Origin of the sequence: Trichococcus sp. ES5 (assembly GCF_900067165.1) — a bacterium.
Classification (GTDB): domain Bacteria; phylum Bacillota; class Bacilli; order Lactobacillales; family Aerococcaceae; genus Trichococcus; species Trichococcus flocculiformis.
The window spans coordinates 215,056-240,365 of the sequence record NZ_FJND01000003.1 but is presented as its reverse complement, the minus strand read 5'-3'; the positions used below and the strand labels follow the sequence as shown (position 1 = coordinate 240,365).

20 protein-coding genes are annotated in these 25,310 nt (G+C 39.9%); 5 read left to right on the top strand and 15 right to left on the bottom strand.

Features of this window, described 5'->3' with window-relative positions; genetic code table 11:
- Positions 1-156: 156 nt before the first annotated feature.
- Positions 157-345 carry a TetR family transcriptional regulator gene (locus TES5_RS04645; protein WP_068560340.1) on the bottom strand — a complete coding sequence of 63 codons (189 nt, stop codon included), beginning with the start codon at positions 343-345 and terminating at the stop codon, positions 157-159.
- Positions 346-450: 105 nt separating this feature from the next.
- Here TES5_RS04645 and TES5_RS04640 point away from each other — a divergent pair, with 105 nt between their 5' ends.
- A complete protein-coding gene (locus tag TES5_RS04640) occupies positions 451-1,005 on the top strand; it encodes a methyltransferase domain-containing protein (protein WP_068560337.1) in 555 nt (184 codons plus the stop codon).
- Between the two features lie 564 nt (positions 1,006-1,569).
- On the opposite strand, the gene TES5_RS04635 is transcribed toward TES5_RS04640, so the two are convergent.
- From TES5_RS04635 to TES5_RS04625, 3 genes are read right to left on the bottom strand one after another with little or no spacing between them, the layout of a single operon-like run.
- Complete coding sequence (locus TES5_RS04635; protein ID WP_068560334.1) at positions 1,570-3,081, bottom strand: ABC transporter permease; 1,512 nt, start codon at positions 3,079-3,081, stop codon at positions 1,570-1,572.
- Position 3,082: 1 nt separating this feature from the next.
- Positions 3,083-3,976, bottom strand: coding sequence for an ABC transporter ATP-binding protein (locus tag TES5_RS04630; RefSeq protein ID WP_068560331.1), 894 nt, complete (start codon positions 3,974-3,976; stop codon positions 3,083-3,085).
- Positions 3,963-4,901 carry an ABC transporter ATP-binding protein gene (locus TES5_RS04625; RefSeq protein ID WP_068560328.1) on the bottom strand — a complete coding sequence of 313 codons (939 nt, stop codon included), beginning with the start codon at positions 4,899-4,901 and terminating at the stop codon, positions 3,963-3,965. Before TES5_RS04625 ends, TES5_RS04630 begins: the two co-directional genes overlap by 14 nt.
- Before the next feature lie 185 nt (positions 4,902-5,086).
- Between TES5_RS04625 and TES5_RS04620 the strand changes: the two genes are divergently transcribed.
- The gene (locus tag TES5_RS04620) at positions 5,087-5,647 is read left to right on the top strand and encodes a TetR/AcrR family transcriptional regulator (RefSeq protein WP_068560325.1); all 561 of its coding nucleotides are present in this window, start codon (positions 5,087-5,089) and stop codon (positions 5,645-5,647) included.
- 469 nt (positions 5,648-6,116) lie between these two features.
- On the opposite strand, the gene TES5_RS04615 is transcribed toward TES5_RS04620, so the two are convergent.
- Entirely contained in the window at positions 6,117-6,923 is an 807-nt protein-coding gene (locus TES5_RS04615) for a hypothetical protein (protein WP_068560322.1), read from the bottom strand.
- 256 nt (positions 6,924-7,179) lie between these two features.
- Here TES5_RS04615 and TES5_RS04610 point away from each other — a divergent pair, with 256 nt between their 5' ends.
- Complete coding sequence (locus TES5_RS04610; protein ID WP_068560319.1) at positions 7,180-8,232, top strand: hypothetical protein; 1,053 nt, start codon at positions 7,180-7,182, stop codon at positions 8,230-8,232.
- 366 nt (positions 8,233-8,598) lie between these two features.
- Here TES5_RS04610 and TES5_RS04605 read toward each other — a convergent pair whose 3' ends face one another.
- The 8 genes from TES5_RS04605 to rlmH form a co-directional block, all read right to left on the bottom strand.
- Entirely contained in the window at positions 8,599-10,455 is a 1,857-nt protein-coding gene (locus tag TES5_RS04605) for a DEAD/DEAH box helicase (protein ID WP_068560316.1), read from the bottom strand.
- Positions 10,445-11,716, bottom strand: a complete 1,272-nt coding sequence (locus TES5_RS04600) for a hypothetical protein (RefSeq protein WP_068560313.1) — start codon at positions 11,714-11,716, stop codon at positions 10,445-10,447. Before TES5_RS04600 ends, TES5_RS04605 begins: the two co-directional genes overlap by 11 nt.
- The gene (locus tag TES5_RS04595) at positions 11,706-14,642 is read right to left on the bottom strand and encodes a type III restriction-modification system endonuclease (RefSeq protein ID WP_068560310.1); all 2,937 of its coding nucleotides are present in this window, start codon (positions 14,640-14,642) and stop codon (positions 11,706-11,708) included. The genes TES5_RS04600 and TES5_RS04595 overlap by 11 nt, the downstream gene beginning before the upstream one ends.
- Positions 14,643-14,659: 17 nt before the next feature.
- Positions 14,660-16,549: a site-specific DNA-methyltransferase gene (locus TES5_RS04590; protein WP_068560307.1), complete on the bottom strand. Its 1,890-nt coding sequence runs from the start codon at positions 16,547-16,549 to the stop codon at positions 14,660-14,662.
- Positions 16,550-17,049: 500 nt separating this feature from the next.
- Positions 17,050-17,946, bottom strand: a complete 897-nt coding sequence (locus TES5_RS04580) for an AbaSI family restriction endonuclease (RefSeq protein WP_068560303.1) — start codon at positions 17,944-17,946, stop codon at positions 17,050-17,052.
- Between the two features lie 76 nt (positions 17,947-18,022).
- Positions 18,023-18,196, bottom strand: a complete 174-nt coding sequence (locus TES5_RS15135) for a hypothetical protein (protein WP_157080385.1) — start codon at positions 18,194-18,196, stop codon at positions 18,023-18,025.
- Positions 18,193-18,513 (bottom strand): hypothetical protein, encoded by a 321-nt coding sequence (locus tag TES5_RS04575; protein WP_068560300.1) that lies wholly within the window; start codon positions 18,511-18,513, stop codon positions 18,193-18,195. Before TES5_RS04575 ends, TES5_RS15135 begins: the two co-directional genes overlap by 4 nt.
- Positions 18,514-18,928: 415 nt before the next feature.
- The gene (rlmH, locus tag TES5_RS04570; protein WP_068560297.1) at positions 18,929-19,408 is read right to left on the bottom strand and encodes a 23S rRNA (pseudouridine(1915)-N(3))-methyltransferase RlmH; all 480 of its coding nucleotides are present in this window, start codon (positions 19,406-19,408) and stop codon (positions 18,929-18,931) included.
- A 324-nt stretch (positions 19,409-19,732) separates the two neighbouring features.
- Here rlmH and TES5_RS04565 point away from each other — a divergent pair, with 324 nt between their 5' ends.
- Both TES5_RS04565 and TES5_RS04560 read left to right on the top strand, forming a co-directional pair.
- Positions 19,733-21,112, top strand: a complete 1,380-nt coding sequence (locus TES5_RS04565) for a TrkH family potassium uptake protein (protein ID WP_232309286.1) — start codon at positions 19,733-19,735, stop codon at positions 21,110-21,112.
- A 24-nt stretch (positions 21,113-21,136) separates the two neighbouring features.
- Entirely contained in the window at positions 21,137-21,805 is a 669-nt protein-coding gene (locus tag TES5_RS04560) for a potassium channel family protein (RefSeq protein ID WP_068560295.1), read from the top strand.
- A gap of 689 nt (positions 21,806-22,494) precedes the next feature.
- Here the strand turns inward: TES5_RS04560 and TES5_RS04555 are convergent.
- Positions 22,495-23,772 carry a S1C family serine protease gene (locus TES5_RS04555; RefSeq protein WP_198143293.1) on the bottom strand — a complete coding sequence of 426 codons (1,278 nt, stop codon included), beginning with the start codon at positions 23,770-23,772 and terminating at the stop codon, positions 22,495-22,497.
- Between the two features lie 411 nt (positions 23,773-24,183).
- Positions 24,184-24,972 (bottom strand): MBL fold metallo-hydrolase, encoded by a 789-nt coding sequence (locus TES5_RS04550; RefSeq protein WP_178137832.1) that lies wholly within the window; start codon positions 24,970-24,972, stop codon positions 24,184-24,186.
- Positions 24,973-25,310: the final 338 nt, after the last annotated feature.

The window sequence follows — 25,310 nt, the reverse complement described above, 5'->3', positions numbered from 1 at the left end:
AACAAGTTGCTGCAAACCAAACCGCTCTCTTATTGTTAAAGAATAAGCCATCATCTTCGTACATATTAAGAGCCAACTGCTATTGCTTTAACAACACCTCAACTGTAGCAACAACAATGTTATTACCATTTTTCTCAAAGTAAGATTTGATAAAGTTTAAAATTTCATCATAATATCATACAACTCAACTTTTCCATTTAATTTCAATCTATTGGATATCCCCGCGCTTTTCGCTATATCTTCTGTAGATGCTTTTTTGTATTCAAATCTTGCAAAATATTCAATGCCTGCATTAATTATATCCATCTGCTTTTGTGATTCTAACTGATAAAATTTATTATTCATACTTCCTCCCATTGACCAAATCGGTTAGTCTATTAATATAAATATAGATCGTTGACTATTTTTTTCAAGGTAGCCCGAAATATAAAAAAAGCAGAAATCAGATAGATGGTGGAACAGGCGAGGGAAAGGGCGATTGAAGAAGGCCTAGAGGAGAAAGTCGCGTTTCAAATAGCGGATGCGCTGGAACTGCCCTTTGAAGAATCCACTTTCGATGCTGTAATTGGGGAATCCGTACTGGCCTTCATTGAGGATAAGTCACGTGCCTTAAGTGAGCTAGTGCGAGTGACGAAATCGCAGGGCTATGTCGGATTCAATGAATGCTCTTGGATCAAGACGCCCCCGTCTAGTTTGGCCAAGTATATCTTCGACGTGTTGGGAGCTGTTTTCTTGACTCCGGATGAATGGCATGGCATATGGAAAAGAACGGGGTTGAAAGAAGTTACAATGAAGAGCTATAAGGTGCGGGCTTTGGAACAGTGGGGCTACGAATTCAGGGGGCTGGAACTCAGGGAGTATTTTGGTGCCTGGTACAGATTTGTGAGATTGCTGTTCACAAGCCCGGAGTGCAGGCGATGGGCCAGGAAGACACTTAGTATGCCCCGCAATATTTTCGCTGCATTTAAATATTTTGGTTGTGGAATTTATGTCGGAAAGAAGTAAATGGCCAACGTAGAAGACCCAAATATCTAGGTGAACAATTATTTCGTATTCACGGTTGTTCTGTTAGAAAAAAATAAAGTGAAAATTCCTAGAGAATGTACGGACACATTACATTTTCTAGGGCCTTTTTTTTATGTTCTCGGAGTAGCGCCACCCCGCTCTTGTTCCTTCCGACGTGAGTAGTTGACCAATTATCATAAAAGCACTCTTTTTTATTGTTTCTATATTAGCAAAATATATTTAAAACTATCTATTTATCCCTGAATAGTTCATACCAATGCAAAAATGATCTGTTACTCAAAACTTTACCGAAATTTGTATTTTTTATGACTACTGCTATAAATCGATGACTGGGATGACAATCATTAAATAGCCAAGAGGCTGGGACAAACGTCCCAGCCTCTCTGATATATACGAATGTTTGCTTCGCAGGCGTGCTCCAAAAGGCAGCCCCGAACCACTTCACGAATAATGCTCTGAATACTCAAAATATCTCTGCATTCATTTAATCTCATACTTAATAACTTGATTTTATTTTCATAATTATGTACATGACCAGTCTTTCTATAGTGGCAAATCCTTCTTGGTAAAAATGACATTAGAGGCTGCATACAAGACGAAGGTAATGCCTCCTAAAGCCACCAATCCCCAACCAAAATCTCCACCTGTTAGAATTGCTTCAGTATCAAATAGAGTCGTTATAGTCAGATACTCGAGATTTTCTGATGTATCCATCAATTGTTGTACCATGGTAATAATAAAGAATGTAAATGGAATTCCGCCACCAATAGCTAAAGCTAAACCTGTACGGTTGAATAGCGTTGATGCAAAAAAGGAAATCGAACTAAGAGCCAATATCAACAACAAAAGTCCGACACTTAACCAAATATACGCTTCAGCATCAAATTCCAACGCTTCATCGACCGCTTTGGCAGAGCTGACCATGCTATTATTAGCCATTGTAATGATTTGTTGCTCGGTTAAATCCGTTGCTAGCATCGCCGCTTCTAGTGCCACTGGATCTTTAATCAAGGCAATCTTATCCGCAACTTGATCAGTCTCCATATTCAAAGCTTTCGCTGAAGACTCAATCACTAATTGCATTAAGATATCGGCATTATCTTCGGATACCATGACAGTCGGTTGTGTAGCCGGTTGTGCAGTCGCTTCTGTACCCTCTTCATTTGGTGTTTTTTCCTCTTTAACGGCGACTTCAGTTTCCTGTTCAAGTGAAACTATTTCATTATTGATAAATTGTCGGTATTCATTCACTGACAAGCCTGTTACTTTTGCGCCAGTAACAAGGGCATCGTTACTTAACAGAAGCATGGTGGGGTCGGCGGCCAATTCCTCCGCAGTGATTTCAATATCTTCGTCTTCCATGTCTTTATCATCTTTGTAGATATCCCAGCGTTCATCGGTGATGACTGCTGCGGCTTCCTCATAGGAGCGGTCATTGATGACACTCTCAAGATAGATCGTATAGGCTTCGGTATCCATATTTCTGACTGCAGCTGCTTCCCGCATGGCATGATCGTTTTCCAAAATTAGATACATATGCTCGGATATATAGCCCTCATCTTGATTCAATGCCTCAGCGGCTGCCCGCACATCATCGGTAATGGTATAGCCGGTGACGTTTTGATACTTAAGTTGGGCTGCAACCAGACCGGTGGATCCAACGATTCCATACATCAAAACAATGGAAAGGACCAAAAAGATCGATTTAGTAAAAATAACACTGGACCGTTTAATCGGAGTGGATAAGGTATAGGCCATTGAGCCAGAATCCACTTCATTAACCACCAGGTTGTTTGCGGTGAACACGACGTAGACAATTCCCAGGATAACGGCAATCAGTTTATAGAAGTTTTCCAGACTTCCCAATAAGCTTGTCATCGTTGATAAGATATTAGAAAATCTTGTCCCTTCAGCAGCAGATGCGATTGCCGCAAAGCCTTCTGCATCAAAAGTTACCGTAAAGGCCGATAGGATCATCGCTGCAACGAAAGTAATAATAACCCAGAGCTTCCAATTGGCTTGAATACTTTGCTTAAAAATTGGTTTTGAGAACATGTTATTTTTCCCCCTTGAACACTTGCGTGACATAATCTTCGAATGTGACTTTAATTTCCTTGAAATACACTAAGTTAAAATTCTTTAAATCTTGGATCAAACGATTAATATCTTGATCATGAATCATGATGTTTAATTGCAGGTCGTCCACCTTAACCCGATGTAGGTCATAACCGAGACTGCGGAAGTGCTCGAAATCTTCAATCGATTTAAACTCCATTTTATAAGTTTTCATCTTGTTATAGCGGATGTCCTTCATATCAATCACATCAATGATCATCCCATCACGAATGATTGCGACGCGGTCACAGACCTCTTCCACTTCTTGGAAAATATGACTGGACATAAAAATGGTTTTCCCTTTGGCTTTTTCCTCTTTCAATAGCTCGATAAAGATATCCCGCATCAAAGGATCCAGTCCTGTCGTTGGCTCGTCCATTATCAAAATATCGGCATCAGAGGCAAAAGCTGAGACGATAGCGGTTTTCTGCTTCATTCCTTTGCTCATGGCTCGGACATTCGCTTTCGCGTCTAATTGGAGCTGGTCAATAACATTCTCTGCATATTCCCAATCACCTCGACCTGATAAATAAATCTGATTTTTGATAAAATCCTCTCCGGTCGAATTACCTGGAAAATTAATTTCACCAGGTATATACGATACATAGCGCTTTACCTCTGCACTACTTTTGTTCGCATCAAGCCCATTAATGGTGACCGTTCCTTCATCCGGTGTTAAAAAGCCCATCATGTGTCGGATCGTCGTGGTCTTGCCTGCACCGTTTACACCAACAAAGCCATATATCTCACCTTTTTCAACTTCTAATGACATATCGAAAATACCGCGTTTCTTTCCATAGTCCTTTGTCAGATGCTTAATTTCAATGTACGCCATGTTCTAGGTTCTCCTCTCCGGCTGCTATAGATTTCTTACGATCATAGAAGTCCATAAAGTAATCTTCCAGTGTAAATTTAATTTCTGAGATAAAACGAATACTTACTTCACTTAGTTCAGTAAACAACCGTTGCATCGTCTCATCTGTCAGATTTAACTTAACTTGATTCTGATCGGGCCGTTCGACCGGAATTTTAAATTTCGTTCGGGCCAGGAACTGTTGGTAATCTTTTTTTGTCGCAAACTCTATTTTAAAAGTTTTGTTTGTATTATGTTTAAGTTTGGCTGCTTCAATAGTTGAGACAACCACTCCATCCTTGATGATGGCAATCCGGTCACACGTTGCATCCACTTCACTGAAGATGTGGCTAGAGAGCAGAATGGTCTTTCCTTCTTTTTTTTCTTCCAAAATAAATTGGATGAAACGTTCTTGCATGACCGGGTCCAATCCTGAGGTTGGCTCATCCAGAATTAATACCTTGGGATTATGCATGAAGGCTGTCACTAATGCCAGCTTTCGTTTAGATCCAAGACTCATTGCTTCAATTTTCATTGCTGAATCCAATTCAAACATTTCCTTCAGATAATCTGTTCGGGACATATCGCTGATTTGTCTTTCTTCAGCCATGAATTTGATAAAGCCCTCTCCGGTCATCCCCTTCGGAAAGGCCAACTCTCCAGGCAAGTAACCAACATCATGTTTAATGATAGCTGCTGATTTCCAACAGTCTTTACCATTGATATATAGTTCCCCTTCTTGAGGCTTGGAAAATCCCATCAAGTGGCGGATAGTAGTGGTCTTCCCGGCACCGTTAGGCCCAAGAAAGCCAAAGACTTCTCCTTCTGCTATCTCAAAGGAAACATCGAATATTCCCCTTCCGTGCCCATAATCTTTGGTTACGTGTCTTACTTCAATAACTGACATAGTGTCACTGCCTTTCTTTTGGTTTACTTATGGAAGATAAATTACATCTGTTTCTTTATTTACATTTGTTACAATTTCTATTATACTAATCTCGAAAAGCAGAACAAGATACATATAATTGGCATTTGATACTTAACTTACATTTTTTTGATAATTGACAGTTTTCCTTAAGGAGGAAACCCAGGATGGAGCAATTAGATTTAAGGGTTCAAAAGACGTATAAAGCCCTAGTTGAAGCATTTGAACGCTTACTACTAGAAAAAGAATTTGAGAGTATATCCGTAACCGAAATATGTGATGCTGCCATGATTCGTCGCCCCACTTTCTACAAGCATTTCTTGGATAAATATGACTTCATAACTTTTTTCATTAAACACAAGATGAATAAAATATTTGATTTTGCCATTCAAAAGTCAAACGATGAAGGTGTTGATTTTTTCATTGTTGTTTTCGAGCAGCTTTTGGATCAATTCGACAACCTCTTACACCTCATTTTCAGTATTCAAACGAATGGGAACAGCATCTTTGAACTTGAAAGTGTACGGGAATACGGAAAGAGTATGTTAAACAATTACGTAAAAAAAGAGGACACTGACAAGGAACTGCCTCTGCAACTAAGTTATAAAGGACAGATTATTATGGGCATCACGATTCAATCTGTTTTTTGGTACAAAGATAAGAAAAGTCAAATTAGTCGTAAAGAGGTTATTGAACTCTATACGCAAACACTGGATAGACTTCGTTGACAGCATTAACAATTTTGCGTAAATGGCTTGTTCCCACTGCAGATTATTCCTCATTTTGTAACTATTCTAAAAGACTATGACAGACCCGTAAGGAATAGCAAATTTCTTAAGTTACGAACGCGATAAGCTTAAAAAACTAAGATGCTAACCCTTTCTTACAGGATTAGCGTCTTAGTTCCGTAGGTTAATTGGAAGGTAAAAAAAAGCGGAAAGCCCGTCATCATAGGCTTTCCGCTTTATCGATTCTATTCTCTTTTTCAAACCTTTTCTGTCACTAACTCAGGAATACCGTCACACCGCCATTCTCCCCAAAAAAATGACCTCATTTATGGTAAGCATGTGCGTATCATATTCAACTGCGGTCTTTTTATCGCACCATTCATGTTATGTAACTCGTATCTCAACTGTATATTTTCTTATTGGCTATTTGATCCGTTAATAAATAATACATTTACTTTAAATGGATCAATTAGTTCTTAACATATCTGGCTTTTTGTGCGGTTAACATCACACTTGGGTGGCTGTGAACCCAATGTTTATCAACACCTGTTATTCTTTGAAATCCAGTTCGGATACTTAGATTCATTTCTTGAGAATAGGCATTTCCTATTAAATCTTTATACTTAATTTCCATTTTTATATTACCGCCACGGTGATTGTATTTTTCTGGAACTGCATACTCTAAAAGACGCCCTTCCGGTTGCTTCTCTAAATGATCGTCTATATCTTCAGGCATTTCAAGCAAATATATACTCAAATCAACTAACACCCTCATAGAAGTATCTTTTTTGAAATAGTTAGATACTAGGGACTGCCGCATATCTTCCTCGTTATAAGAAATGAAGCTTAGTTCAAAGTCAACTGCATCCCCTATTCCTACATTGGTGATTACTATCAAAACATTGAATGGTGTATTTGATTTTTCTCCATCCAGACTAAATATAAAACTGCTATCGAACTTATGTATATTATTATCTGTTTGGCATATTAACAATGGAGATATAGATAGTCGTCTCTCTTCTCTGTTCATTTCTATCATAAACTCTCTGTCATTTTTAGACTGTTTCTCTGAAAATTTAATAGTCATAAATATACCAACTACTGAAACACCAGCTCCGATTAAGGACCCAATATAACTTCCCAAAAAAGAAACCCAGTCGCTGTTAGAAATGTTGCTATATATGCCATTCCCTATAATAAGATGATCTATTCCAATTGGAATAAGAATTATTAGGACAATAACTAAACAAATTAGTAAAACAGGATATTTCCTCAAAATCGTTGTTCCCCCTAATATTTGTACTGAAATTTAGGACTATTCTATGTTCCTCCTAGGAGCTGTTGGCAAAGGCGTTGTTCCCAATTTCAGAATAATCATAGACTGGTCTGCAATTTTTTCTTGTGGATAGTATGTGGATTATATAATATTATACCCTGAAAAATAGTTGAGTGTCCGGATGTTGTTTAATTTTTAAGGCAAATATATATTCACGGGTGTATAATTGAATAAAATAATTCTTTTGGAGGAAGATATGGAAAATACTGAAGATTCTAATCAGCTCTCTGAAACAACCGAAAAAGAAATTGTTCAAACGACTACTAACTTGGACCCTAATCCCGCTATTCGTAAACAACCGCTCGAAAGCTATAAAGAAAAAAGGCAATCCAAATTAGTCTCAATGATTGCCTCTCAATTACCTAATATTCCTACTTTTGTTGAAGAGTTAAAGCGACATGGCGAGATTGCTTTAGATATATCACAAGAAATGGCAGGGAAATTAGCTAATGGAGATATTACTTTTGGTACTTATACTGAATCCGGCGTGAAGTATGCTCAATTTGTTAATTCTGAAACAGGGCGAATTTTCAAAAATATACCCATTAAAGAATTACCGTCTAATCTTGGACCAGCACTTGCTACAGCAGGATTATCTATAAAGTTGCAAGAGATAACCTATGAATTAGGTATACTTGGAGAAAAAGTAGACCGCGTAAATAGGAATTTTGATTTGAATCGATACGCTGAAGTTCAATCTGCAAAAGAAAAGTATGAAATGGCTATGTTAACGAAAGATCCTGACACAAAAAAGGCTTTGTTGCTTGATTCATTAACGCAAGCGACTAATGCGAAAAATTTATTTCTGAATCAATTACTTGAAACCAAAGTTCAATTGGCAAATCCAAAATCAACTGGAATGATTCCCATATTTAGTAATAATATAAGTGCTGCCGATGGGGACAGGCTTGCTATGGCTGCTTTGGAAAACCTCACTTATATGAAAGATGCGTTTAGCTATCAAATTGCAGCTTTGTTTGAATTAAGTGAATTTGATACGCTTAATCACACCATATACAAGTTTAAGGAAATGATTCTTCAAGATTTCTCTGGTGAAGACGCTCTATTCCTCGATGAGCACTTATCCGTCCCAACTAACCCTTTTAAATTTTTATCAAACAATATTGTTGCGGCATCAAATTCAATGATTGACTTTCTTAATGAAAACGAAGAATTACTTGATGTTCGCTTTATACCGGATTTATTGGAGATAGCTGATAAAAGGGAGATGTCACAGGATGGAAACTAATCGTTGCGAAAAATGTGGTAGGGAAACACGGAAAAATAGGAAAATATGCGAAAACTGCAAAAAAAGCAGAAATGAAAATTGGATGAAGGTTGGTAAGGGCACATTAAGTATTGCTGCAACAGCATTTCTCGCAGTAGTCACAAAAAACAAAATGAAATAAAGCCACTATTATTATTCACAAAAAGCTGCCCATTTCCTTTATCTAAAGGATGAGGGCAGCTTCTTTGAGATTTTATTCTGAGTATTGCGAACAGATTGAGCCACCTGTGCGGATGATAGAGCCAGCAATTGCGATAAATAGAGCCGCCCAATGCGAAAGAGAAATCCACTGATCACCTTTAGTGTGCTGTTTTTTATATTTCGGGCTTACTCTCTAAATAAGATTTTCTTAACATCATCTAAATAATCATCTGAAATTTCGGGTAAAAGAAATTGTCCATCAATTGCATTTAGCATTACTTCTTCTTTTTCCTTTAATCTGTCATATACTTGTTTATCTATAAAGCTTTTATGGGCAGAAGTCCCTTCGGACATAAGATAATAGTACCTTGTATACTGGTCGGCAGATAATCCTAAACGATGGATACGATCTCGAGACTGTAGCATAAAGGTTAAATTAAAATTGTATTCAAAATATACTGCATCATGTACCGATTGATGTAACGAAATCGATTCACCTAAAGTTGCTGGATTTGAAATTAATACTTGAACATCTCCATCCCGAAACTCATTAATCAAATCTACTCTGTCATCTTTAGGTGTCGCTCCATAAATAAGATGAGAAAAGATACCAGCATTGTTAAGTTCCTGATGTATCTTTCGCATCGTCCCAACAAACATTCCCCAGACAAGTACTTTCTTTCCTTCAGAAACCAATTGGCGAATTAATTGCATACCTTTTTCAAATTTAGGCGTTTTAATCGAGTCAACATTCAAGTCAAAATACGTTTTCTGTTTAGCTTCTGCTATTTCTTTAGAATCTAATGCCCCTTCCACACTAAAGTCAACTTCATCAAATAAAAAACCCAAGTTATTTAAGTCAATCTTTTCAGTCAAAAGAGCTGGATTCGTCGAAGCTTGAAGTAGACGAATATACCTTGTTAAGACATTAGTCTCTATTTCATGAATAATAGTAGCTAGCTGTTCTTGTTCTTTACTAGGGGTTATCTCAAAAATATTATCATCTTCTGCAGGAGGAACATTCAAATCCTTCTTATTGGTTCTCCAATAAAATGGCCTTATTTTTTCATTGATTTCAGTTGGATTTGGGTTATCTAAATCAACTATACTCCAACCAAAAAATGTTTCGTATTCGTTATCGTAAAGTAAATGTAGGAAGTTATAAATATCTTTATAAGAATTAGGAATAGGCGTACCAGTCAGGACATAATGGTAACCTGATTGCTTCCCTAAATTCAAAGCTTTGTTTGCTCTCTTTCCCAGTGGATTTTTTATCCTATGAACCTCATCAAATACTATCATTGTTTTTTCGTCTATTAACTCGTTTAATACTGTGAGCTTCCATCCAGCTAGAGATTCATAATTTAACACAATTACGTTAGCAATTCCCCAACTCGTACGAACGTCCCCAGGGTCATTGAATTCTTTTAAGTTCATAAACTTTAATTCGCGTTTACTACCAAACACTTCTTTAAACTCTGCCTTCCAAGCTTCAAAGGCATTCAACGGACAAATAACTAAAATTTTATCAACTTCATGGATACTATGGGAACTCAAATATGCAAAAGCTCCATACATCATTGCTGTTTTCCCTGCTCCAGGAACACTGAAATTAGCAGCTCGTTTCATCATAGCTAGAAAAAAACTGGCTTGATCTTGTTGTTTTTTCAAGGGACGTGTTATTTCTGAGTCGATTATATTTTGGAACTCCTTTAATTCTTCATTCCACCGATCGTCATAATCCTTTATTGTCAGACCTGCAATACGCTGTTCCTCAATTGCATAATAATTTTGGGAAATAAACGCTTGAATTTCACTATCTACTTCGAGTTCAACACCAATCCTAGAAGTAATTTTATTTATTAATTCTGTCAATTCAATATAATTTAATTCTCTTGACAACTCCAAGCCCTCAAAGTCAGAAAAATAAGTACGATAGCGTTCAAAAAGACGTGCAATCTTCCGAGATTTCAAGACCTCATCAGTATTATCGATGAACTTAAAAACTCCATTATCACTGATTAACTGCGGGTTACAGTTCATCTTCATACACCTCAATTAAGTCTCCACTTATGATATTTACTTTAACCATCATATCTCGAATTTCTTCGACTTGGTCTCTACTGAAGTTATTAAAATGAAGATTTCCTGTCAAGCCACTACCACGTTTGATATCTCTTAACATATTCAAAGTCTCCCGAATGCTGGAAACAAAATTATCAACATTCTTTCCCCGAGCTTGACGATTAACAGTTGAATTATAAACCTCAGTTACCTCTCGTAATTCTGGTGTGGCTTCTTCCAATCGTTTACGATACTCAGCTGCGGAAGTGATAGGTTCAGACTCTAATTTGTCGCGTAAATCTTCAATTGTATCTTCTACAGTATCGTTATATGTATCATTGACTGTTGAAGTTACTATGTTCTTGACATATTCACGAACTTCTCTTACCGTATCCCCACCGGTTAAAACCATTTTACTAAGCAAAGCAAATGCGGTTACTTTTGTTTGTTCGTACTTAGGACCTTTATCGGGAAAGTTGATTGCGAATCTTTTTGCCAATTCATACAATGGATTATATAGTTTGACGTCTTTGACAATATAGTATGCATCTGCTGGTGCATTTATAAATTCAAGAAAATCATGCATTAATTCAACTGTAGCGATCCTATCCTTAACATCTTTATCACTCATATTAGCCTCGCGTGAGTAATCTTTTGCTGTCATCAATTCATCTTCAATAATTGTCTGATAAATGTCTACGGCTAAATCAACTGGATCATATTGCAGTTTCTCTTCCACACCCATTTGAATAGCAAGCTCCAAACGCTTGATTTGGGCACGATCTGCCTTGGCGTCATATGTAAATGGCAAGATAACTGCTTCAAAATAGTGAGATGCACCTGTTTCGGATTGAAGTTGACGAAGGGCTGTATAGCGTCTGTTCCCATCAATTATACGACCATCCAATAATACGTATCCGTAGACTTGCTGACCTTTTTCTTTTATTGATTTTTTTGTTTTCTTTAAACTCGCTAAGTTGTCTTCTTCAATAAAACGAGCAATTTTGTCGTTGTATTCTGTCCCTATTTCATCACTATGGGGCGTTAATCTTCCAAAATCACGCTTGATCTGAGTTGATATACGACCATTCTCATCATTAAAATATAAGTATTTAAGCGGGATCCGATACACATCGAGCATCGTATCCGTTAAATTCGGAATAGTCGTAGGAAGCTTTGGTTTAGCGCCGGTAAATGCAATTTCTCCGGATCTGGCTAATTCCATTAAATTATTTACCATTCCCTTTCGCCACCTCTCGCAATTTCGTGTAAATGTCCTCTACAGTAGTCGCTTCTTTATATTCAATCCCATGTTTTTGAAGCTTTCCGAAGAACTTTTCTTGGATAGCAACAATCTGGTCATCACTTAAGCGTTTTCCTGTGCCTTCCGCTTTCGTTTCAACAAGTAAATAGACATGCGTTTCATCTTCTCGTTCTACCATGTAGACAAAGTCAGGTGTAGTGGTCCCGCCCATATACTTTGGTACTTGGATTGCCTTCTTGGGAAGTTTGCCAAATAAGGTTACACTAGAATCATACCCACGCTTCAGTAAATCCTTTTCAGGATGGACAGAATCATAGCGAAGTGGTGGTGTCTCATATAGTTGGCGTCCATCATCAACTACATCACTGTCCTCGTTCACACCTATCACAGTCGCTAAAACATCATCCTTAAAATCATTAAGTTGGGCGTCAAAAACTGAGGTGCTCGCTTGAAAATCTAATGCGTGATAGCGATAACTTTGCGCATATCGTTCTTCGAACCTTTGTCTAAAATCGCGTAGCAAACGATTTAAAGTAATTTCATTTAAATACTTTGTGTCACCGTGGTAGCTATTTTTTAAGATTGTGGCTAATCCTCGGTGAAGTTGGGCTGGCTTAAGTTTTGTAGCTTTTACTAATTTTTGTAAAAACTCCCCATATGCCATACCTTCTATTGGTTTACGGTTTTCATAGTTTGTAACTTGCTCACGAACACGCATTTCACCTTGCTCTTTACTGTAATACACTTCCCCATGCGAAAACTCCGGATATTGCAGGACAAAATTCTCCTCGTTGTTCATCATCTCATCTATTAATAGCTGCATAGCATCTTCATTGATACGATCGAATTCCAACATGTAGCGATTCGAGAAAGTCTGCCATAACTCCCGCATCTTATTCCAATTATCTTTATTAAGTTTAATACGTTGCTTTGTTGCCGGACCACCGGTTGTAATTTTATCTTTCTTGACACGATTCATATCTAAAAGAACTGGATAAAGTTCAACTAATTTTTCGAAACCATTTCCCTTGAAGTCATTGTTTCGTTTGATTACACCGGCTGTATCAAGTTGTTCAAGTAACGTTTCTTCATCCATATTTTCGGTTTTTTCAATGATTAATTGGATCATTTCATTTGTTAGTTTGGTTTCATCTAACTTAATCGTCGCATCATCATTTACTTCCATGACTAGTTTCTGAGCAAAATCTTTTTCGTCATAACCGATTAAAAAGCGCAAACGACTCGGGAATTCATCCTGCATCAAGCGATGACCGTTTTCATCAACCGGCAACCGCAACCCACGTCCAACTTCTTGAATTTTTGAATTTTCACTACCGGATGTACGCAGTTTGGCAATGACAAAAACATTCGGATTATCCCAGCCTTCACGCAATGTCCATTTAGAGAACAAGAACCGACGTGTCTCCCAGTCACCTTTTTCATCTTTAAATGACAGAAGCTTCTCTTTATTTCGTAAAATATCATCCACTTCTGCTTGAATGGCTTCATCCCCAGTGCCACGGTCTTCGCCGAAATAGCCTGCATGAACATTTTCCGTTAATTTTGCTAACGTTGCCTGTAAAAATGACAAGTATTCTTTTTCTCGTGGTAGTTTCTTTAAGCGATATTCACGTATCAAAGACTCAACTTTTCGTCGAAGGAGCTTTTCAAAAACCAACTTTAACCATCCTTGTTCATCACGATAAGATTTAATAGAATCTATGAAAAATAGCGATAGTGTTTTTACTTTTGCTTGCTGGTCACTTTCCCTCATGAAATTGGCGATTTCAGCCTCAAAATGCTTATCAATTGCATCTCGAATTATTAACTCTTGGTATGAATTAGTCATTGTTGCTGGTAAAAATGCCATACCTTTTTCAAGTTCTAAACCATTGGACAGCATTTTAGCACCTTCATAAGTAATATCACCATCAAAGCCGATGCTATCTCCAATCAAATACTTATAACTTGTTCCCCCATTTTTCAATACCAATTCTTTATTAGTAACCGAATCAATAACAAATCTATTCTGAGCTTCAGATTCCGTTACATTTGGAAAATAGATATCAATTCCTTTAACAAGACCTTCGTTAAAGGAAGTTACAGCATTTAAATTAAACTGGGGTTGTTTTCGATAAAAATCTCTCATTTCCTTAGCATTCTGGCCCGTTCCGACTTTCAAAATAGGGAAGGTTGCTCCAAGGCGAATAATCATTTGAGGATTTACACTTTGAATTGCCTTATAAAATTCGCCATCACGTGGAAAACGGTGTGGTTCATCGACTAGTACAATTGGACGAGTTGCCTGGATCGCTTCTAATGGTTTTGTAAAACCGGAAAGCATGGTTTGATTAAAACGTTCCTGACCTTTATTTTTTCCACGGGAGATGATGCCTTTCATGTTATCTGAATTCAACATCGAAGCGTTTATCAGCAAAACTTGGATTGTAGTTGAATTCAAACGGTCGCCTTCTATAAATTCCACCAGATGGGCTGGCAGTAATCCTTTTTTACTATTAAAATCTCCGGCATTAATCACATTAAGGTTGATATTTGTAGTTTCATAGTACTGAGAAAAGTGTTGTCTAGCGTAGTCAGCCTCAATGAAATTTTTCCAACCTTCTTTTATGGCAGGCGTTGGAACAACAACAATAAACTTGAACAGACCATATTTCTGATGCAAATCGTACATGGTACGAACACCGACGTAAGTTTTTCCTGTCCCTGTCTCCATTTTTATATCAATATTGGCGTTATCATGTCCCCGGCCATTTATAACCGGATTGGCATAGACATAATCCTTGTCAAGATCCGCGGTTGTTTCATCTATTCCATGAAAGGCATCGTTAATTGCCTGAAGTGCTTCTAATTGATGAGGTAGTTCCTCTAATAAAATTTTCATCTCTAGATTCACTCCTCCTAGTATCTAACCAAAAGATGGACTTTATTCTCTAATTGATTCAAAGCAATCTCAAGTTCTCGTAGACTCTCCATATCAATGGTATAACCATACACAACAATCGTTTGAACGGAGATTTCATTCTTACCAATTGCATTTACTAGTGCTTTGGTATTTTGGGCTGTCCAATCATTTGTAATCAAGTAAATTCGTTGATTATTTACATATGGGAGCTTCACACCCGCAAAATCTAGCATTTCCACTGAAACATCAAACTTGTATCCGTCACTAACTAAATATGTTTGTAAAATTGTGTCAAGTCCCTCTGCATTGCCCTTTACATCAAGATTTACACTTGAGAATGCGGAAATCATATCATCAAAAATATCGAGCTGCATTTCATTATCAAAATCAAGTTTATCCATGGTTTGTTGGTTCGGTTCGACAACATAAAAATGTCTAAAACCAAAATCTTGTGTATCTACCAAAAGCGGGTTCTCATTTTTTATTTTTTCAGCAGCCTTTTCAATGCGTGAACGGGAAATCCGATCAATAGATAAATAACTAGATCTGTAAGCAGTTGAATCTGATTTAGTTAACTCTGGTAACTGTACCATTATATATTTTCGTTTTCCCCCATCCTCAGCGTTTTGTTGCATAACTGCATCTGCTGTTGTTGCTGATCCTGCAAAAAAATCTAAGATCAGGGAATCATTGCGTGTTCCTAAATTTAACAATGCTTTCAATAAACTCACTGGCTTTGGAAAATCAAATAATCGTTCACCAAATAATCGTTCAACCTCAAGACTTGCTCGCTGGTTCGTTCCATATTCAATACCCCAAAAATCATTAGGAATTGCCCCTTTGCTATCCTTTAGAAAAATCTTAGAGTAGGGCTGCTCATCCCCCCCACTAGTCCAATATATTTTGTCACTTGTGTCCATTTCAATAAATTTCTCTTTTGTAACCATCCATGGTCCATTCAAAATATTTCCAGATTTTGTTGTAATTGGATAGGAATGTCTACCCCGAGTTTTATCAAGTAAAATCCCCCTTCGGAATTTTGTTCCATCAGTATCTACATACCGGTATTCTTTCAATGCACTTTCGGATAGAGGTAATCTTCCATATTCCAAATTCATTATATTTTTTGAATAGACTAAGATATATTCTTTTACTTTCGCAGCATTCCCAATATTTGGCTGATTATCTGTCCTTCTCCAAGCAATTTCTTGTATAAAACTTCCCTCTCCAAAAATTTCATCCATTAATAATTTTAAATTTGCTTGCTCGTTATCATCAATTGAAATAAATATTACTCCTGTATCCTTTAGCACCTTTTTTGCTAAATATATACGAGGATACATAAAAGATAACCATGCGCTATGTGTTGATTTCCCTTGAATAGATTTCATACGGCTGAGTTCGTCATCATTCAGATTGAACATATCTTTAAGTTGGTCATCAGAATATTCAAATTTATCTGGATAAACAAATCCATCTGATCCTGTGTTGTATGGCGGATCAATATAGATGACATCAACGCTATTTGCATAGTTTTGTTGCAAATGCCGTAAGACTTCCAAATTATCACCAGTAAAGAACAAATTTTTACTGTCTTTATTCTCCAATTTATTATTGTGTTCATTATCTGGCACAATAACAGTTGTCGGCCGCTCCCCGGATTGTTTTTTCGCATAGTTTTTACCAATGAAATCTAATTGATAGCCACTGGATAATTCCTCAACGTTTTGTTCTTTGAGTGCTTTTTGGAATTTTTCCATATCAAATTTAGCTTCTTTATCACTGTCACTTGAAGTAAAAAACTCAGGTAATTTTTGTAGAAGCTGCTCTAGAAATTCAGTGTTTGGTTTGACGCTTTGATTAAAATCTAAATTATCTTTTATCATTACGCCACCCCATTTCCAGGTAACGCAAAATAGCCGTCTGAGGAAACACTCAAACGGTTGCTGATAAACGATATAATTATAAATATTACATTATTGCTCTGCTCTGCTCTGCTCTGCTCTGCTCTGCTCATACTGACTGGCCTCCAATTATATGTCAAGTTATCTTTTCGAACAATATAAACTTCCCTCATTATATCATAATGACCAATGATTTTTAGCGTTCTAATAGGTTTGCTGTTGATCATATGAAAGATATTTAACAAACCTCCAATCTATTGAAAGCTCTATTATGAACAATTCTAATTGTTAAATTTCCACCTGAATTAGCCCGATTAACGGACCATATCTTCAATATTTACTGTATACGGGATTACATTTTTCTGTTGGCATCCGGCTATTTTTCATTTTCCATAACATGACGCTTGTATATTAGTCGATCCAGGTGTAACGCTTCAGTTTTTTCGTGTTGGCTCTCTTCCCTCAATCGTCTGTATCTATTTTTACAGAAACCTTCGCATCGACAGCTTTTCGTTTTCATAATCAATGTACAGTCGATCACTGACTTTGTGATATTCACAAGACTTTCTGTCTTCAGAAATCCTCTTCAATTCAAAATTCCCGATAAATCTGTAACTGAATTTCCCGAAATTATCTTTCATTCTGGCGAACACTGCTCTCAATTCGCCGACTTCATTTGTCACTATCTTCCCGTCTTCGCGGATGTTCTCCTCTTTGATGACGCTCCAATCTTCATTCAAGTAGTTCAACCATTGACTGTGCTCTACTTTTGCTTCTGTTGAAATAGTTGGGAACCAAACATGCGCAGGCTTGTCATCAATAGTGATTTTGATGCTCGCTTGCTGGTATCCTTTATAATTTTTGAAAAACAACTGGTTTGCTACGTCAGTAATCACACGAAAACGGTAAAAATCATCAACCGATAAGTACCCTTTTTCCATTACTTGGTCTTTGACCGCTACATCCGTATCCCAATGTGTAATCTTTTTTTCTGCCACTTTTTCTTTTACCTCCGATGAAATCATTGCTATCCTCTCCGATAATTCTTTTAAGGGTAGTGTAGCATCCACACGCTTCAATTCAAAAAGACTCTCCTCACGAATGGAGGAAAGTTTCTCTTCGATGGTCAGTTTACGTTTCAGATCTGATTCGACATTGTTTTTATGAAAAGCTTCATCTACTTCTACACCAACGTTTATCTGGGGGAAATATAAGTCGATCAGGTAGTATTCGTTGCCATGGCCTTTCACATATTGCTGTGTTACAGGCCGTAGATCCAAACAATCTATCTTTTGCCAAACAGCATTCAGGATGTAATTTTCATAATCCTTCCGTTTTGTTCGAGAAAAGGTTTTGATTAAATATTCAACTTTGTCCATATAATCCCCCTTTACAATTTATTTTCTTCCCATATCCTATCATGGTAGCCTTTTAAGGCACACAATCGCGTGGATTTCATCCCATAGAAGAATCTGAGGTGTTCTTTGCACCACGTTCTACCTCATGATCTTTTTTGGCAGTCTTGGCAATTAAATCCGCCAAGAAAAGAATTGCTTCTGCTATTGGATCTCTATACTTCCAAAGTACACTCAACGCTTTTTTTATAGCCCCTACTTGTACTGAACTCATAGTTTTTTCTCCTTTAAGCTTTTCTTGATGGCATGTTTTAAAATCATCTTCAACAGCTTACTCTTTGTGTTCTTTAACAAGTCATTTATCAAAAGGTCTCTGAGCTCAGCAGTCGTCAGCTCTGGATTGTCCTCCAGCTCCATTCTGGCTCTCATATAAAGTTTTTTTGGTTTCAAATTCAATTGAGATAGGATTACATCTTTAGAATCTTCCAGTTCTTCGGGTAGGGCGTCGCTTACAACCGTTTCATAATTTGCTTGTGCAACTTCCAAGCTGTTTTTTGTTGTAGTACTTATTTCGTAGGACTTCTCACTCACTCAGACCACATCCTCTTCTACTCTTTTACTCACACCTTAATATTACTACAACCACGAAAAATAATTAAAGAATATTTGCAGATATTTAATAATGATTTTAACGCTTTAGACATGTGCTGGTGCCACAATAATTTTTATATTAGTTCCGTAAGTTAGTCGGAAGGCAAAAACAAAGCGGAAAGCCCGTCATCATAGGCTTTCCGCTTTGTCGATTCTATTCTCTTTTTCCAGGTATTTCTGTAGCTCACTCAAAAATGCCGTCATACCGCCATTCTGCTCAAAAAAATGACCTCTCAAACGTGTTCTGATTCGCAGACGGTTCCGCCTAAGCTGACAATCCCACACGGCCAAGAACAGGCCATTTAGTGATTGTCCTCTTAGTGCTCACCTTCTGGACGCGAATCATCACACTCTCTCATTTATGGTAAGCATGCCCATGGATAATCCGGAACGCTCTGTAGATCTGTTCGACGAGCACGAGGCGCATGAGTTGGTGCGGGTAGGTCAGTTTGCCGAAGGAGATGTGTTGGTTGGCGCGGGAAAGGACAGCTTGGCTGAGGCCGAGCGAGCCGCCGATGATGAAGACGATGTCGCTTTTTCCAGCGGTGCCGAGTTTGTCGATTTCGTTGGCGAATTCCACCGAATCGTACTGTTTGCCCTGGATCGCCATCGCGAAGACGTAGCTCTGTTCCGGGATTTTGGCGAGGATCTTTTCGCCTTCTTTGTCCTTGATCAATTCCATCTCTTTATCGCCCAGGTTTTCGGGCGCTTTTTCGTCCCCGACTTCGATGATCTGCAGCTTGCAGTAGCTGCCGAGCCGCTTTGTGTATTCGGCGATGCCCTCCTTCAGATATTTCTCCTTCAGTTTTCCCACCGTAATGATTTTTATGTTCATTGCTTTTCGCTCCTTTTTCTTCTCAACTACTATCCTATGGGAACACGTGCGATTTCGCAACCGTCTTTTTTTTAACGGCTTTTTGACAGAAATATATCTATGATTTTCTGTTTATCTTATTATTAACCAAACTGGTTGTACAGTCTTATTATAATATGAAGGAAAGTGCAATTTTTGTCTGAAAAAGGAATGAAAACCAGTTGCTTTTTTCCGTAAATGATTTAAGATACATTTATGCTTTTGAGTTGCTTAATCATGCGATAGTTATATAATGAAGTAACAAATCCTATCCGCATGCTATTTGAGAGGAGAATTGGAACCATTGTGTTAAAGAAATTTTCGAGTTGGTCTGTTTCGCAAAAGATCGCAACGAGCTTTGCCTTTGTCATCTTTACCGGATCGATTTTACTTACGCTGCCGATCAGTCAGCTACCCACTTCGAATGCAACCTATTTCGACAACCTATTCACTGCTATATCGATGGTTTGTGTGACCGGCCTGTTCACCGAATCTGTATACGACTCGTACACTATCTTCGGACAGGTCGTCGGGATGGTCCTGATGCAGATCGGGGGCTTGGGATTGATGACCCTGATCGCTTCCGTCATTACGCGCCTGAAAGGCAGGATTGGTCTTCGGAACCGTTTGGCCGTACAGGAAGGGATCAACCGTGGTGATGCGCATGGATTCAGGGAATACCTTTCGGATATCCTGAAATATACCGCTGTCATCGAATTGACCGGTTTCGTTTTGCTTTCGATCCGCTTTGTGCCGGAAATGGGTTGGCCGCTTGGTCTTTTTACTTCCCTGTTCTTGGCGATTTCAGCATTTTGTAATGCCGGATTCGATCCGATGGGAAATGTCAGCCTCGTGGATTATGTCCATGACCCATTGGTGAACTTTGTCATCACTTCGCTTATCATTTTGGGCGGTATCGGCTTTTCGGTCTGGTTCGACGTATCGAAAAGCGTAAAATGCTATTTTGGCAAAAAATGCAGACCTAGCCTGAAAGTCTTTTTCCGTGGCCTGTCGTTGCATAGCCGCCTTGCTATCAGCGTTTCGCTTGTTATCATCCTTGTTGGTCTTGTCTTCTTTGTTGCGGTTGAATACAATAACCCGAACTCAATCGGAACATTCACCTTCCCGCAAAAACTTATGGCCGGTTATTTCCAGACCGTCACCATGCGTACAGCCGGTTTCGCGACAATCGACTATACGACCGTTTATCCTTTTACACTCTTCTGGTTTGTGTTGACCATGTTTGTCGGTGGTTCTCCAGGGGGTACCGCGGGCGGTCTGAAAACTACGACATTCGCAATCATCTTCCTGACACTCTACAACGAGTTGCGCGGACAGAGCAATGTGAATATCGCGAACCATACAATCAGTCGCCAGCAAGTCCGTCAGGCTTTCGTCATCTTTATGGCGCTGCTGGGAACTTTGATTCTCGGTACAAGCGTATTGAGTATCCTGAATCCTGAAGTAGATTTCATTTACATTCTTTTTGAAGCAGTCTCTGCGCTTGCGACGGTGGGCGTCAGCGCCAATCTTACCCCTACTCTAGGGGAATTGAGCCAATCCGTGATTATGGTACTGATGTTCGCAGGGCGTATCGGACCGATCACAATGTTGGACAGCCTAGTCAGACGCACGCAGAAAGTCCATGATGTTGAATTTTCTAAAGGAACTATCCTAATCGGATAATAGCAAAGAGGAGCGTATCTACATATGAGTAAATTGGTTGGAATTTTGGGGCTTGGTATTTTCGGATCGACGATCGCAAAAACATTGAGTGAATTCGATTCGGATGTTATCGCTGTCGACAAGGATCCTGAGAACGTGAACCGTCTGGAACCATTCATCACAAAAGGCATCATCGGGGACGTAACCGATTTGGCTTTACTTGAATCGATTGGCCTCGCCGACTGCGATGTGGTCGTGATCGCTACCGGTACCGTATTGGAAGCAAGCGTGCTGGCCGTCATGAACTGCAAAAAACTCGGCATCAAGCATATCATCGCCAAAGCAAAAAACAAGAATTACCGTGAAGTTCTGGAAGCGATCGGCGCAGACACTGTTATCCTGCCTGAGAAAGAAACCGGCATGCGCCTCGCGAAAAATATCCTGCGCACAAACATTGAAGATGTGGTGAATCTGGATGATCAGACTTCAATCATTGAATTCTATCCTCCAGCTAAATGGGTGGGCAGAACGCTGGGTGATTTGGATCTGCGCAACAAGTACGACATCAACATCATCGGCCTCCGCAAACACCGCGGGGAGCACCTGAACGTATCCTTCTCGGGCGATTATATTGTGGATAAAGACATCGTTCTTGTGGGTATCACTGAATCGGATGTTTTTGAACGTTACGACTATTTGAATCAACTGACTTAACTTACTGCAGCATCCCATTATTGGGGTGCTGCTTTTTGTTTGATAATCAGAATCGGATTCAGATTCCCATTTTTTAGTTTCCAGCTGCTGTTGTACCCACTTCACACACTCAAATCACACCTTATCCACATTAGTTATCCACATGTACACACGTTCCCCCGTTATTTAGTGGTAGCATTATTTTATGGCACATCATCTTGATTATCTTTAAAACGAATTATTTCCCTATACACGTAGTTATGCACACCGCCTATTGAGCAATCTTATAGATCTGAACTCGCCATTTAACAACGTTTAAAAACATAATTTCACATGCAGACATAATTTTATGCACAGGTTTATCCATTTTCTGTGGATAACTTCCGTTTTCAGAAAGCACTGTTCCCATAAGCATTTACGCGTTTTGCACACAAAAACTTTTTTTCCACAGAATTTATCCACATCCATGTGGATTTCTGCGCTTTTATGCTTTATTTTCTGGTTGGAAGATGGATAACTTGGATTTATTCATCTTTTCGACCGAATTTCAGCCCAAGAGCATGGATTCCTCCGACTTATTCATCTTTCCGGATCCAATCCCCTTCCCAGCCCCCTGTCACCAACAACTACAGACCACAAATCCAAAACACCCCGCACGACTGCTCTCAAGAGCCGCCATACGGGGTGTTCGATACTGCTGTTTATTCAGTTTATTCGGCTGAAGTCTGTCCTTCCGTCAGAGTGACAGTCGTTGACTGCAGCGTGCCTTCACGGTAATAGGAGATTTCCACATCGGTTCCCACTTCCAGTGCATACAGGATCTTGCGCAGGTCGACGATGCTCGTTATGGCTTCGCCGTTCATTTCCGTGATGACGTCGTATTGTTTTAAGCCTCCCAATTCAGCTGCGGATAAGGCTTGGACTTCTGCAATGACGACACCTTCCGTGACATCTTCTGGCAATTTGAGCACGGAGCTTTGTTGGGACGCTGAAATCTGGGAAAGATCCAGCATGGAAACTCCCAGGATCGGACGGACGATTTCACCGTTCCGTTCCAGTTCATTGATGATGGTCAAGGCATCGTTGCTTGGGATTGCAAAGCCCATTCCCTCAACATTCGAATCGGATATTTTCATCGAGTTGATGCCGATGACCTGACCGGCGATGTTGATCAGGGCACCACCGGAATTGCCCGGGTTGATCGCCGCATCCGTCTGCAGTGCCGTCACATCCCAGTCAATGATGCCGTCGCTGTCCACATCCGTCGAGACGGAACGGTTTTTGGCTGAAATGATGCCTTGCGTGACCGAGGTTGCGAACTCGGTTCCGAGTGGAGAGCCGATTGCGATGGCCGGTTCACCCACATTGACAGCGTCCGAATCCCCGAATGAGGCCACTGCCGTGACATTCGTTGCAGGAATCGTCAAGACAGCCAAGTCGGTCCAGATATCGCTGCCGACGACACTCGCTACTTCTTTCGTGCCGTCCTTCATCAGGATTTCCAGTTCGTCGGCTCCGTCGATGACGTGATTGTTGGTAACGATATAGGCCAGGTCACCCTCGATCTTATAGATGACGCCGCTGCCCTCACTGGATGTTTCCAGAGTACCGTTTGTGGTGTCTGAGGAGCTCTGCGGCAAATCAAAACCGAACATATTCGTATTGCCCGCCTGCATATTGATGATGGAGACGACCGCATCCTGCACCTTTTCCACAGCGGCAGTCGTGTCGGTCGTTACATTGACAGCGATGTCCTTCACGGTTTCGTTAATGGCTGGATTTCCGGCATCGTCCGTTCCGGATCCGTTGCCAAGGATACCCGAGCCAAAAAGCAAGCCCGCACCGATCAGGGCGACCATCCCACCACCGATCAACCCGCCGACAATGCCATTCTTGATCGGTGAATTTTTACGGTCTTTCGGACGTCTGGAGCTTTCTTCGGTTTCGCTGACGTTGTTGTATACGCGCGCCCGTTCCTCTTTGTTCATCGTCGCTCTTGCGGCTGGTTCCACAATCGGTTCTTCTTCTTCTTCTTCTTCGCTGGCTGTTTCTTCGATTTCAGTGTATTCTGCCTCTATTTCCTTTTCTTCGGATAAGTCTTCTTGAATGTGATCAGCAGCTGCAGCGTCGGCGGCAGTCGATTCAATTTCAGTTTCCGTTTCATTATGCGCATCTTGTTCGAACGGATTGTTTTTCTTTTCTTCGTCCCTGTCCATATTGATTCCTCCTTATCGTTCTACAGGCTCAGTATAGTTCCTTATTTTGAATAAATTATGAAGATAGTGAGAGATATTTCAGAAAATCGCTCTTCAGTAAGCTTATTGTATCATATCCGCGTACGCAAAAAGGAGCGGAATCGCTCGATCCGCCCCTCCTGCACTTGCCATCCCGCCTGTCGCCTACACTCTGAAAAGTTCAGTCGGCTCGTCCGGATCGGTATCATATACAAAAAAATCTTCATTGACACCCAGGCCTTTTTGCATCAAAATGCTTTCGGCAGTATGGTGTGCCAGGGTCTTGATGTTGTTGTCCCGGCTCAAATGCCCAAGGTAGATGCGTTTCGTCTGGTCGCCCAACATTTCGGCGACGGCAGCAGCTCCGTCCTCATTGGAAAGATGGCCTTCATCCCCCAAAATACGCTGTTTCAGTGACCATGGGTATCCGCCCATGCGCAGTAATTCAAGATCATGGTTGCTTTCAATCAGGTATGCATCCGCATCCCGCAAAAGGCCGCGCAAACGATCACTGACATAGCCGGTATCGGTCAACATGACCATCTGTTTGCCTTCATGATGGAAGGAGTAGAACTGCGGCTCGGCCGCATCATGCGAAACGCCGTAGCTTTGGATATCGACATCGCCCAAAGTCAGCACCTGGCCCATCTCGAAAATGTGCTTCTGCTCGGTCTTGACGTTGCCGATGATGTGGTCCATCGCTTTCCAGGTCGCTTCGTTGGCATAAAGATCCATGTGGTATTTGCGCGCCAGGACGCCCAGGCCGTGCACGTGATCGCGGTGTTCATGCGTGACGAGGATCGAATCCACATCCGCAAGGTTCCGGCCAATTTTTTCCATCAGACCAGCTATCTTCTTGCCGCTCAACCCGCAGTCGACCAATATTTTCCGTTTCGGCGTCTCGATGTAGGTGCAGTTGCCGGAACTGCCGCTCGCCAGATAGCTGACGTGCATGCCCTCTTTTTCTATTGTTTCAATCACACTTAGCGCCTCCAATACATCCATAAGTTTAACTTATTTTTTGGAAAATGCCAGTAATTTTTCTCAGTGTTAAGAAAAGTTAATCTTCAGGCGCTGCATGGGGAACATTCTTAATTTAAGGACATTGACAAACAGGAGTCGAGGGGAAGCGGTGCTAAATTTGTCGGATAGGTGCGGCAGATTCGACAATTTGGTACCAGTTTGAGCCGAGATAGTCGAATGTCGAGAAACTTTCGACAATTTGACGTATTTTCGGATTGAAATTGTCGAATACCTGAGGAACATTCAACAATTTGGCCCCTGTAGTCAAA